At 67.2% G+C, this 11622-nt stretch carries 11 protein-coding genes; 9 read left to right on the top strand and 2 right to left on the bottom strand.

Annotated elements, in window-relative coordinates:
• The 9 genes from truA (at position 1) to SZ55_RS16860 (ending at position 8919) form a co-directional block, all read left to right on the top strand.
• The gene (gene truA, locus SZ55_RS16900; protein ID WP_044408655.1) at positions 1-861 is read left to right on the top strand and encodes a tRNA pseudouridine(38-40) synthase TruA; all 861 of its coding nucleotides are present in this window, start codon (positions 1-3) and stop codon (positions 859-861) included.
• A gap of 58 nt (positions 862-919) precedes the next feature.
• Positions 920-1543, top strand: coding sequence for a phosphoribosylanthranilate isomerase (locus SZ55_RS16895; protein WP_044408652.1), 624 nt, complete (start codon positions 920-922; stop codon positions 1541-1543).
• A 272-nt stretch (positions 1544-1815) separates the two neighbouring features.
• Positions 1816-2706: an acetyl-CoA carboxylase, carboxyltransferase subunit beta gene (accD, locus tag SZ55_RS16890; protein ID WP_044408648.1), complete on the top strand. Its 891-nt coding sequence runs from the start codon at positions 1816-1818 to the stop codon at positions 2704-2706.
• Positions 2703-3980: a bifunctional tetrahydrofolate synthase/dihydrofolate synthase gene (gene folC / locus SZ55_RS16885; RefSeq protein WP_044408645.1), complete on the top strand. Its 1278-nt coding sequence runs from the start codon at positions 2703-2705 to the stop codon at positions 3978-3980. Before accD ends, folC begins: the two co-directional genes overlap by 4 nt.
• 14 nt (positions 3981-3994) lie before the next feature.
• Positions 3995-4651, top strand: coding sequence for an SPOR domain-containing protein (locus SZ55_RS16880; protein ID WP_236692445.1), 657 nt, complete (start codon positions 3995-3997; stop codon positions 4649-4651).
• Between the two features lie 94 nt (positions 4652-4745).
• On the top strand, positions 4746-5258 hold the full coding sequence (locus SZ55_RS16875; RefSeq protein ID WP_044408639.1) for a CvpA family protein: 513 nt from the start codon (positions 4746-4748) through the stop codon (positions 5256-5258).
• A gap of 84 nt (positions 5259-5342) precedes the next feature.
• Entirely contained in the window at positions 5343-6848 is a 1506-nt protein-coding gene (purF, locus tag SZ55_RS16870) for an amidophosphoribosyltransferase (protein WP_044408636.1), read from the top strand.
• Positions 6849-6931: 83 nt separating this feature from the next.
• On the top strand, positions 6932-8143 hold the full coding sequence (locus tag SZ55_RS16865; protein ID WP_044408633.1) for an O-succinylhomoserine sulfhydrylase: 1212 nt from the start codon (positions 6932-6934) through the stop codon (positions 8141-8143).
• Positions 8143-8919 carry an SDR family oxidoreductase gene (locus SZ55_RS16860; RefSeq protein ID WP_044408629.1) on the top strand — a complete coding sequence of 259 codons (777 nt, stop codon included), beginning with the start codon at positions 8143-8145 and terminating at the stop codon, positions 8917-8919. The genes SZ55_RS16865 and SZ55_RS16860 overlap by 1 nt, the downstream gene beginning before the upstream one ends.
• A 57-nt stretch (positions 8920-8976) precedes the next feature.
• On the opposite strand, the gene gspD is transcribed toward SZ55_RS16860, so the two are convergent.
• Both gspD and SZ55_RS16850 read right to left on the bottom strand, forming a co-directional pair.
• Complete coding sequence (gspD, locus tag SZ55_RS16855) at positions 8977-10911, bottom strand: type II secretion system secretin GspD (RefSeq protein WP_044408626.1); 1935 nt, start codon at positions 10909-10911, stop codon at positions 8977-8979.
• Between the two features lie 4 nt (positions 10912-10915).
• Entirely contained in the window at positions 10916-11482 is a 567-nt protein-coding gene (locus tag SZ55_RS16850) for a type II secretion system protein N (protein WP_236210278.1), read from the bottom strand.
• Between the last annotated feature and the right edge of the window lie 140 nt (positions 11483-11622).

Raw genomic sequence — 11622 nt, 5'->3', positions numbered from 1 at the left:
ATGACACAAGCAGTACCCGCAACGGCAGCCGAAAAGGCTGCCGTTGGCATTTCCAGAATCGCCCTTGGCGTTGAGTACAAGGGTTCCCGCTACCGTGGCTTCCAGCGCCAGATCGCCGGTGTGCCGTCCATCCAGGAAGCCCTCGAGAAGGCGCTGACCAAAGTGGCTGGCGGGCATCCCGTCACCCTCAGTTGCGCGGGCCGGACAGACGCGCTGGTTCACGCCAGCGGCCAGGTCGTGCATTTCGACACGCCGGTCCCGCGCTCCATGCACGCCTGGACCATGGGCGCGAACATGAACCTGCCCGGCGATATCAGCGTCACCTGGGCCCAGGCCATGCCTGCGCATTTCGATGCGCGCTTCAGCGCCATGGCGCGGCGCTATCGGTACGTCATCTACAGCGACCCGATCCGCCCGGCCCACATGGCCGAAGAGGTGACCTGGAACCACCGGCCCCTGGACGTCGAGCGGATGCGCGAGGCGGCTGCCTACCTGGTGGGCACCCACGATTTCACCTCGTTCCGCGCCAAACAGTGCCAGGCCAAGTCGCCGGTGAAGACGGTCCATCACCTGCAGATCCACGAGCATGGCCGTTTCATCGTGCTGGACGTGCGAGCCAATGCCTTCCTCCACCACATGGTGCGCAACTTCGCAGGCGTGCTCATGGCCATTGGTGCCGGCGAGCGCCCGCCGGAGTGGGCGAAGGAAATCCTCGAAAGCCGTTGCCGGCGTACCGGCGGTGTCACTGCGCACCCCTACGGGCTCTACCTGGTGAAGGTGGAATACCCGGAGGAGTTCGAGCTTCCCAGGCGTTACCTGGGGCCGCATTTCCTCTCCTGGATGCCGGAAGACGCAAGCTGACGCTGTAGCGGACCTTTGCTACCATCCAGCAACTTTTTGCCCAGCAGGTGTCTGCACGTTGTCTACCGTTCGCGTCAAAATCTGTGGCATCACCCGTGTCGAGGACGCCCTGGCGGCTGTAGCCGCCGGTGCCGATGCCATCGGGCTGGTGTTCTACGCGCCCAGTCCCCGGGCCGTGACCGCCGAGCAGGCGAGGGCGATCATCTCCGCTCTGCCGCCCTTCGTGACCACGGTCGGATTGTTCGTCGACATGCCGGGGGAGGAACTGGACAGCGTGCTGGCGACGGTGCCGCTCGACCTGCTGCAGTTCCACGGCGACGAATCGCCGGAGGCATGCCGGCGCCATGGGCGCCCCTATCTCAAGGCCCTGCGTATGCGTCCCGGTGACGATGTCCCGGCGCTGATCGACCGCTACCCGGATGCATCCGGCGTTCTGCTGGACACCTACGTGCCTGGCACGCCCGGCGGCACGGGCGAGGCCTTTGATTGGAGCCTGGTGCCTAGCGCGCCTTCCCGCCCGGTGGTGCTCGCCGGTGGCCTGACTCCCGGCAACGTCGCCAATGCCATCCGGCGCGTGCGCCCCTATGCCGTCGATGTTAGCGGCGGGGTCGAGGCGTCCAAGGGCATCAAGGACCCTGTGCTGATCCGGGCCTTCATCGATGCCGTGCGTTCTGCCGAGTGATCGTCTTTCCCGCCATCGTGTCGAGCGGCAGCGCTCGACTGGATGTGACGACGGCGAGCGGGCTGCCGTCCATAACCCAGTTGTCCGCTCGGACGCTCCCCGGGAGCGCCGCGAGCCGGGCCGGAACCAGGTGCTGCCGGCGCGTTCTATTGGCGTGGATGGCGGCGGCGGTCGGGGCGAACCCGGCCATGAATTTGATTTCGCTCAGGAACAGGCGCAGCGCTTCGAGCCGCTAGCGCGTGTTCGGGCCTGAAGCTATGGAGAACGAGAGCATGAGCAACTGGCTGGTAGACAAGCTGATCCCTTCGATCATGCGTTCCGAAGTTAAGAAGAGCTCGGTACCCGAAGGCCTCTGGCACAAGTGCCCGTCCTGCGATGCCGTGCTGTACAAGCCCGAGCTCGAGAAGACCCTGAATGTCTGCCCCAAGTGCGACCACCACATGCGCATCGATGCGCGCACTCGCCTGGACATTTTCCTCGATGCCGAAGGCCGGGAAGAACTGGGCGCCGACCTCGAGCCGGTGGATCGCCTGAAGTTCCGCGACAGCAAGAAGTACAAGGACCGCCTGGCCGCCGCGCAGAAGGACACCGGTGAAAAGGATGCCCTGATCGCCATGAGCGGCAGCCTCGAAGGCAACCCTATCGTGGCCTGCGCCTTCGAGTTCTCCTTCATGGGCGGCTCCATGGGTGCCATCGTCGGTGAGCGCTTCGTGCGTGCCGCCAACGTTGCGCTGGAGAAACGCTGCCCGCTGGTGTGCTTCTCCGCCTCCGGTGGCGCGCGCATGCAGGAGGCGCTGATCTCCCTGATGCAGATGGCCAAGACCTCCGCTGTCCTGGCGCGCCTGCGCGAAGAGGGCATTCCCTTCATCTCCGTGCTGACCGACCCGGTCTACGGCGGCGTGTCGGCCAGCCTGGCCATGCTGGGCGATGTGATCGTCGGCGAGCCCAAGGCCCTGATCGGCTTCGCCGGCCCGCGCGTGATCGAGCAGACCGTGCGCGAGAAGCTGCCTGAAGGCTTCCAGCGCAGCGAGTTCCTGCTGGAACACGGCGCCATCGACATGATCATCCCCCGCCAGGAACTGCGCAGCCGCCTGTCGCGCCTGCTCGCCCAGTTCCAGAACCTGCCGTCTCCCGAACCCACCCCCGCACCGGCCACTGCATGACCCAGAGAACCCTCGCCGACTGGCTCGATTACCTCGAACACCTCCACCCCAGCGCCATCGACATGGGGCTGGAGCGCAGCCGGCAGGTGGCCGAGCGCCTGGGTATCGGGCAGCTTGCCCCCAAGGTGATCACCGTCACCGGCACCAACGGCAAGGGTTCCACCTGTGCATTCCTGGCTGCGCTGCTGCGCAGCCAGGGTCTGCGCGTCGGGGTCTACAGCTCGCCGCACCTGCTGCGCTACAACGAGCGCGTCCAGTTCGACGACGGCCTCGCCAGCGATGAGGCCCTCTGTGAGGCCTTCGCCGCAGTCGAAGCGGCGCGTGGCGATATCACCCTGACCTATTTCGAGATGGGCACCCTGGCGGCCTTCTGGCTGTTCCAGTGCCGAGCCCTGGATGCCGTGGTGCTGGAAGTCGGCCTGGGTGGACGGCTCGACGCCGTGAACCTGGCCGATGCCGACCTGGCCCTGGTTACCAGCATTGGTATCGACCATGCCGACTGGCTCGGCGACACCCGTGAAAGCGTGGCCTTCGAGAAGGCCGGCATCTTCCGCCCGGGCAAGCCAGCCGTGTGTGGTGATCTCGACCCGCCTGCCCCCCTGCTGGGCCGGGCTGCCGAGATCGGTGCGCCGATGCTGGTGCGGGGGCGCGACTTCGACCTGGCCGAGGCCGAGCAGAGCTGGCACTGGCGTGGCCGCTCGCCGTCCGGCGAGTTGCTGCAATTGCACGACCTGCCGCTGCTGGACCTGCCCCAGGAGAATGCGTCCCTCGCCCTGCAGGCCTATGCGCTGCTTGGTCTGCCCTGGCAGCCCGAGCGCCTGGTGCAGGCCCTGGCCGCTACCCAGGTCAGTGGGCGTCTCGAGCGTCGCAACATCCTGTGGCAAGGCAAACGCATCTCCCTGGTGCTGGATGTCGGGCACAACCCCCATGCCGCCGAATTCCTTGCCGGCCGCCTGGTTGCGCGGCCTGTCGCGGGGCGCCGCCTGGCCGTGTTCGGCCTGCTGGCGGACAAGGACCTCGACGGCGTGCTCCGCCCGCTGCACACGCATCTGGCGGACTGGGCGGTGACTGCGTTACCGTCGCCCCGTTCCCGGCCGGCCGGCGAACTGCAGGCTGCCCTCGATGCCCTGGGGGCGCGGGTGCATGGCCATGAGTCCGTCGCCGCCGCCCTGCAGGCGCAGTGCGAACAGGCCGGGGAGGGGGATGAAATCCTGGTGTTCGGATCGTTCTATTGCGTGGCCGAGGCCCTGGCCTGGCTCGCGCAGCAGGCTTGATAGTGGGGGTAGCCGTGCTGGACAAGGGACTCAAGCAACGTATCGTCGGCGCCGTGGTGCTGCTGGCATTGGCCGTGATCTTCCTGCCGATGCTGTTCACCCGCGAGGACGAGTTGCGCCAGGTGCACGTCGAAGCACCGCCGATGCCCCAGGCGCCGGCCATGCCCTCGACCGAGCTGGAGGACGTCCAGGTCCCCGAGCCCCAGGCCCTGCCGGACGAGCCTGTGCCCCCGCTGGACGCCAACGGTGGCGTGGCCCAGGTGCCGGCCACTCCCCCTGCCGCTCCGGCGCCCAGCCAGGCGCCGCGCCAGCAGCTGGCCCCGGCACCTGCACAGCCCGTTGCGGCCCCGCCCGTCGCCCAGGCTCAACCCCAGGCTGCTCCGGCGCAGCCGGCGGCCAAGGTCGAGGAAAAGCGCCTGGACCCCAACGGCCTGCCCGTCAGCTGGTCCATCCAGCTGGCCAGCCTGTCCAACCGGGCCAGTGCCGAGAACCTGCAGAAGTCCCTGCGCAACCAGGGCTACAACGCCTACATCCGCAGCGCGGACGGCATGAACCGGGTGTTCGTCGGGCCGGTCATCGAGCGTGCCGAAGCCGAGCGCCTGCGCGATTCCCTCAGCCGCCAGCAGAAGCTCAACGGTTTCGTGGTGCGGTTCCAGCCGGAGAAGGGCTGAGTCAGCACCGCCGTCGGACCTTTCTGATTCGCGGGTTACCGGAGTCCAAGGCCTCTGTTAAAATGCCCGCCTTTTCCGTTCGTGGGCTGCATACGTGGCATTCACCTGGGTCGATTGGGCGATCATCGCCATCATCGCCATTTCCAGCTTGATCAGTCTGAGGCGCGGCTTCGTCAAGGAAGCCCTCTCGTTGCTCACCTGGATCATTGCCGGTGCAGTCGCCTGGATGTTCGGGGGCGCGCTGTCGCAGCATCTCACCCAATTCATCGAAATGCCCTCGGCCCGCGTCATCGCGGCCTGCGCCACTCTCTTCATCGCCACCCTGCTGGTGGGGGCGTTGGTCAACTTCCTGATCGGCGAGCTGATCAGGGTCACCGGCATGGACGGCACCGACCGCTTCCTCGGCATGGTCTTCGGCGCGGCGCGCGGGGCCTTGCTGGTGGTGGTACTGGTCGGCCTGCTCAGCCTGGCGCCGGTGCAACAGGATCCTTGGTGGCAGCAGTCCACGCTGCTGCCGCACTTTCTTATGGTCGCCGACTGGTCCAAGAACCTGATCCTGGGTCTGACCGGTCAGTGGCTCAACGGCAGCGTCAGCCCACCCGGCTGAGCTGCCAGACGAAGGGCGCCACCCCGGGGTAAACCCCGTGCGGCGCCCAGTATTGGCTCGAACTACTAGCAGGGGTTGCGTCACATGTGTGGCATCGTCGGTATCGTCGGCAAGTCGAACGTCAATCAGGCGCTGTATGACGCGCTCACCGTTCTCCAACATCGCGGCCAGGATGCGGCCGGGATCGTGACCAGCCATGACGGCCGCCTGTTCCTGCGCAAGGACAATGGCCTGGTGCGCGATGTGTTCCAGCAGCGCCACATGCAGCGCCTGGTCGGCCACATGGGCATCGGCCATGTGCGCTACCCCACCGCCGGCTCCTCCAGCTCCGCCGAGGCGCAGCCGTTCTACGTCAACTCGCCCTACGGCATCACCCTGGCCCACAACGGCAACCTGACCAATGTCGAGCAGCTGGCCAAGGAGATCTACGAGTCCGACCTGCGCCACGTGAACACCAACTCCGACTCGGAAGTGCTGCTCAACGTGTTCGCCCACGAGCTGGCCCACCGCGGCAAGCTGCAGCCCACCGAGGAAGACGTGTTCGCCGCCGTCTCCGGCGTGCATGACCGCTGCCTGGGCGGCTACGCCGTGGTGGCGATGATCACCGGCTACGGCATCGTCGGCTTCCGCGACCCCAACGCCATCCGCCCGATCGTGTTCGGCCAGCGCCACACCGACGAAGGCGTCGAGTACATGATCGCCTCCGAGAGCGTTGCCCTGGACGTGCTCGGCTTCACCCTGATCCGTGACCTCGCCCCGGGCGAGGCGGTGTACATCACCGAGGAAGGCAAGCTCTACACCCGCCAGTGCGCCAAGGCGCCGAAGCTCTCCCCGTGCATCTTCGAGCACGTCTACCTGGCGCGTCCGGACTCCATCATGGACGGCGTCTCCGTCTACAAGGCGCGCCTGCGCATGGGCGAGAAGCTGGCCGAGAAGATCCAGCGCGAGCGCCCCGACCACGACATCGACGTGGTCATCCCGATCCCGGACACCAGCCGCACCGCGGCACTGGAGCTGGCCAACCACCTGGGTGTGAAGTTCCGCGAAGGCTTCGTGAAGAACCGCTACATCGGCCGGACCTTCATCATGCCGGGCCAGGCGGCGCGCAAGAAATCCGTGCGCCAGAAGCTCAACGCCATCGAACTGGAATTCCGCGGCAAGAACGTGATGCTGGTGGACGACTCCATCGTCCGCGGCACCACCTGCAAGCAGATCATCCAGATGGCCCGCGAAGCCGGCGCCAAGAACGTCTACTTCTGCTCCGCCGCTCCGGCGGTGCGCTACCCCAACGTCTACGGCATCGACATGCCGAGTGCCCATGAACTGATCGCCCACAACCGGACAACCGAGGACGTGGCCGAGCTGATCGGTGCCGACTGGCTGGTCTACCAGGACCTGCCGGACCTGATCGAAGCGGTCGGCGGTGGCAAGGTGAAGATCGAGCACTTCGACTGCGCCGTGTTCGACGGCCAGTACATCACCGGTGACGTCGACGAGCAGTACCTGGACAAGATCGAGCAGGCCCGCAACGACCTCGCCAAGGTCAAGGCCAGTGCGGTCAGCGCCATCATCGACCTGTACAACAACTGAGCCAGGCGCGGCCTGGGCCGCGCCCTCCGTGACACCCCGCAGCCCGGACCCGATCCGGGCTTCGTTTCTGGAGAGATAGGGTTATGACGCAAGAATGGGAAGCCGGAAGGCTGGACAGTGACCTCGAAGGCGCCTCCTTCGACACCCTCGCCGTGCGTGCCGGCCAGCGCCGTTCGCCGGAAGGTGAGCACGGCGAGGCCATGTTCCTCACCTCCAGCTACGTGTTCCGCACCGCCGCCGACGCCGCCGCGCGCTTCGCCGGCGAGGTGCCGGGCAACGTCTACTCGCGCTACACCAACCCCACCGTACGCACCTTCGAGGAGCGCATCGCCGCGCTGGAAGGTGCCGAGCAGGCCGTGGCCACCGCTTCCGGCATGTCCGCCATCCTCGCCATCGCCATGAGCCTGTGCAGTGCCGGCGATCATGTGCTGGTCTCGCGCAGCGTGTTCGGTTCCACCATCAGCCTGTTCGAGAAGTACCTCAAGCGCTTCGGCGTGCAGGTGGACTACCCGGCGCTGTCGGACCTGGCCGGCTGGGAAGCGGCGATCAAGCCCAATACCCGCCTGCTGTTCGTCGAGTCGCCGTCCAACCCCCTGGCCGAGCTGGTGGACATCACCGCCCTGGCCGAAATCGCCCACGCCAAGGGCGCCCTGCTGGTGGTGGACAACTGCTTCTGCACCCCGGCGCTGCAGCAGCCGCTGAAGCTGGGGGCCGACATCGTCATGCACTCGGCCACCAAGTACATCGACGGCCAGGGCCGTGCCATGGGAGGCGTGGTGGCCGGCCGTGCCGAGCACATGAAGGAGGTGGTGGGCTTCCTGCGGACCGCCGGCCCGACCCTCAGCCCCTTCAACGCCTGGTTGATGCTCAAGGGCCTGGAAACCCTGCGCGTACGCATGCAGGCCCACAGCGCCAGTGCGCTGGAGCTGGCGCGCTGGCTGGAAACCCAGCCGGGCATCGAGCGGGTGCACTACGCCGGCCTGGAAAGCCACCCCCAGCATGAGCTCGCCAAGCGCCAGCAGAAGGCCTTCGGCGCCGTGGTCAGCTTCGAGGTGAAGGGCGGCAAGGAGGCGGCGTGGCGCTTCATCGATGCCACCCGGATGATCTCCATCACCACCAACCTGGGGGACACCAAGACCACCATCGCCCACCCGGCCACCACCTCCCACGGGCGGCTGTCGCCCCAGGAGCGGGCCAATGCCGGCATCGCCGACAACCTGATCCGCGTGGCGGTCGGTCTCGAAGACGTGGCCGACATCCAGGCGGACCTGGCGCGAGGCCTGGCGGTTCTGTGATGGAGTGGAGTGTCGAAACCTGCCTCGCCAACAATGGCAAGGTCGCGCTGGTCACCGGCGCGGCCCGGGGCATCGGGCTGGGCGTCGCCGCCTGGCTGCTGGCCGAAGGCTGGCAGGTGGTGTTGTCCGACATTGATCGGGCCCGGGGTTCCAAGGTCGCCAAGGCGCTGGGCCCCAACGCCTGGTTCGTCGGCATGGACGTGGCCCACGAAAGCCAGGTGGCTGTGGGCATTGCCGAGGTCCTCGGCCAGTTCGGCCGGCTGGATGCCCTGGTGTGCAACGCCGCCGTTGCCGATCCCCATGGCGCACCGCTGGAAAGCCTTGAGCTGTCGGCCTGGAACCGCACCCTGGCGGTCAACCTCACCGGGCCCATGCTGCTGGCCAAGCACTGCGCCCCGTACCTGCGGGCGCACAAAGGCGCGATCGTCAACATCGCTTCCACCCGCGCCCACCAGTCCGAGCCGGATACCGAGGCCTATGCCGCGAGCAAGGGTGGCCTGGTGGCGCTGACCCATGCCCTGGCCATCAGCCTGGGGCCGGATGTCCGGGTGAATGCGGTCAGCCCCGGCTGGATCGACAGCCGTGACCGTGCCGAACGCGAGGCCGTGCCGCTCACCGAACTGGATCATGACCAGCACCCGGTGGGTCGGGTCGGGCTGGTGGAGGATGTGGCGCCGTTGGTGGCCTGGCTGCTGTCCGACCAGGCGGCGTTCGTCACCGGCCAGGACTACCGTGTCGACGGTGGAATGACCCGCAAGATGGTCTACCTCGACTGACGTCGGGGAGGGGCCTGAACGGGCGGTGGCGCTGGCGCGTCACCGCCCGTTTGCGTTTCAGGGGCGCAGGTCGATGGCCGGGGTGCCCTGGCCGTCGAACAGCTGGGCCGGTTCGGACGGCAGGATGCTCGGGCGGCTGCGTTGCGGGCCCGGATCGCCAAGTACGCGGATGTCGCTGTACTTCTTGCCCGACAACGCCGCCAGGCCGGCGCGGTCGCGCACCACGGTGGGCCGCAGGAACACCATCAGGTTGCGTTTCACATGGCTGTCCTTGGTGGAGCGGAACAGCCGGCCGAGCAGGGGGATGTCGCCCAGCAGCGGCACCTTGGAATCGGTGGTGGTGATGTCGTCCTGGATCAGGCCGCCGAGCACGATCACCTGGCCGTCCTCGGCGAGGATGGTGCTCTTGATCGAGCGCTTGTTGGTGATCAGGTCGACGGCCTGGGCGCTGACGCTGGCCGTCGGAGCAATGGAGGAGATTTCCTGCTCGATCTCCAGGCGCAGGGTGGCGCCTTCGTTGATGTGTGGGGTGACCTTGAGGGTCACGCCGATGTCCTTGCGCTCGATGGTGGTGAACGGGTTGCTGGCACCGGTTGAGCCCGTGGTGTAGGAGCCGGTCTGGAAGGGCACGTTCTGGCCCACCAGGATCTCCGCCTTCTGGTTGTCCAGGGTCAGCAGGCTCGGCGTGGAGAGCAGGTTGCTCTTGCTGTTGGCCGACAATGCCGTGACCAGGGCGCCGAAGTGGTCGGTGCCGACGCCGATGATGGCGCCGTCCGGTAGGGAGTCAGGCACCTTCTTGTCCTGGATGGCCTTGAGCACGGTGCCCACCGACAGGCCGGTGTTGGCGAAGTTGGCTCCGCCCAGACCACCCGTGCGGCCACGGGCGTCCACGGCCCACTGCACGCCGAGGGCGTCGCTGATGTCGCCGGAGATTTCCACGATGGCGGCTTCCACCATCACCTGGGCGCGTGGCACGTCCAGCTGGCGGACGATGTCTTCCAATGCATTCACCGTGTCCGGTTCGGCCAGCAGCACCAGGGCATTGAGGCTCTCGTCGGCGCGGATGAGGATGTTCTGCGGTTTGCCCTTCTGCTCGGTGCCTTCAGGGGATTTGAGGCCCTCGGAAATCTCGCCGAGGGTGGTCGCCAGGGCCTTGGCATCGTTGTGGCGCAGGCGGATCACCCGGGTATTGGCCGAGCGCGCGGTGGGTGTGTCCAGGGACTGCGCCAGGGACACCAGCTTGGCCCGGGCCGAAGGCGGGCCGACGATGATCAGGCGGTTGGTGCGGGAGTCGGCGATCACCTGGGCGGCGTTGGTGCCCTTGGCCTGGCCGCGGGTGACGGCGTTGTTGAGCACCTCGGCGGCGTCCATCACCCAGGCGTTCTGCAGGTTGAGCACGGTGTAGTCGCGGTCGCCCTTCTGGTCCAGCTGGCGCATCAGGTCTTCGATGCGGGCGATGTTGGCGGCGCGGTCGCTGATGATCAGTGCGTTGGCCGAGGTCACCGCGGCCAGGTGGCCGTACTGCGGTACCAGCGGGCGGATCAGCGGGATCAGCTCGGTGACCGGCGCGTGCTGGACCTGGATCACCCGGGTCTCCAGCGTGTCCGGCGCTTCCGGGCCGCTACCGGCTTCGGCCTTGGCCTCGGCGTTGGGGATGATCCGCGCCTGGTCACCCTGGGTGATCACGGTGAAGCCGTGGGTGGCCATCACCGAGAGGAACAGCTGGTAGACCTCCGACAGGCTCAGCGGCGCCTTGGAGACCACGCTGACCTGGCCCTTCACCCGCGGATCGACGATGAAGGTCTGCCCGGTGATGTCGGCCACCTGGTCGACGAATTCGCGAATGTCCGCATCCTTGAGGTTGATCGTCCAGCTGTCCTGCTGGCTGCTGCTGGAGGCGGAAACGGGTTCGGCGGCGAAAACGGGGAGCGGGGCGGTCGCAAGTCCGGCGACCAGTACGGCAATACTCAGGCGCGAGAGGGCTGTGGGCATTGATTCATTCGCTTTCCATGGGCTGTTCGGGCGGTGAGTCCGGGGGCAGGCCGCCGGATTCTTCCATCTGTTTTCTGAGGGCTTCCATGCGCTCACGCAGCTCGGCGGCATTCTCGTCCTGAAGGCCTTCGAGTGCCTCGATCGCTCCGTCGGCGGGCGCTGCGTCCATCACCGGCGAAACGGTTGCACTGGGGCGGGTATGGGGAAAGGTCAGGGTCTCCAGGCGGCCACCCCGTTCGATCTCCACCCGGTCGCGGTAGACAGCGTGCAAGCGTACGCCGTCGCTGATCGACTCGCCTGCCAGTATCCGCCTCGGCTTGTTGTCGTCCGCGCGGATGATGGCGCTGGAACGTGCCGGGTCGGCGTTGATGAAACTGCCCAGCAGTACCAGGCGCAGGTTGGTCGCCGGCGGCGGTCCCTCCTGCTGGATGCGGGCCGGGCCGAACAGGCGCTCCAGGCGGTCGAGGCTGGGCGGAACCGCCGCCGCTTGCGGGCTGTCGCTACTGGTGGGGGCGGGGGCGCGCAGCAGGCGGATCCAGTCGGCGGTCTGCCAGGCGAGGCTCAGGCTCATCGCTGCGACCAGCGCCACCCCGACGACGACGGGGGCCTTTTCCTGCAAGCGATATCGGGCACCTGGAACGGGCAAAAGAGGGTCTCCGCGAGGCGAGTCAGTGGTGATTGTGGGGGTACGTCGGGGAAAAAGTGCGTTGA

The organism is Pseudomonas sp. FeS53a, from assembly GCF_000931385.1.
In the GTDB taxonomy this organism is placed as follows: Bacteria; Pseudomonadota; Gammaproteobacteria; order Pseudomonadales; family Pseudomonadaceae; genus Metapseudomonas; species Metapseudomonas otitidis.
The sequence above is the reverse complement of the archived record's forward strand: the minus strand, read 5'-3'. Positions and strand labels throughout refer to the sequence as shown.

Coding starts and splice junctions, on each gene's coding strand:
- truA (WP_044408655.1), top strand. CDS start 1: ATGACACAAGCAGTACCCGCAACGGCAGCCGAAAAGGCTGCCGTTGGC.
- accD (WP_044408648.1), top strand. CDS start 1,816: ATGAGCAACTGGCTGGTAGACAAGCTGATCCCTTCGATCATGCGTTCC.
- folC (WP_044408645.1), top strand. CDS start 2,703: ATGACCCAGAGAACCCTCGCCGACTGGCTCGATTACCTCGAACACCTC.
- purF (WP_044408636.1), top strand. CDS start 5,343: ATGTGTGGCATCGTCGGTATCGTCGGCAAGTCGAACGTCAATCAGGCG.
- SZ55_RS16865 (WP_044408633.1), top strand. CDS start 6,932: ATGACGCAAGAATGGGAAGCCGGAAGGCTGGACAGTGACCTCGAAGGC.
- SZ55_RS16860 (WP_044408629.1), top strand. CDS start 8,143: ATGGAGTGGAGTGTCGAAACCTGCCTCGCCAACAATGGCAAGGTCGCG.
- gspD (WP_044408626.1), bottom strand. CDS start 10,911: ATGCCCACAGCCCTCTCGCGCCTGAGTATTGCCGTACTGGTCGCCGGA.
- SZ55_RS16850 (WP_236210278.1), bottom strand. CDS start 11,482: ATGAGCCTGAGCCTCGCCTGGCAGACCGCCGACTGGATCCGCCTGCTG.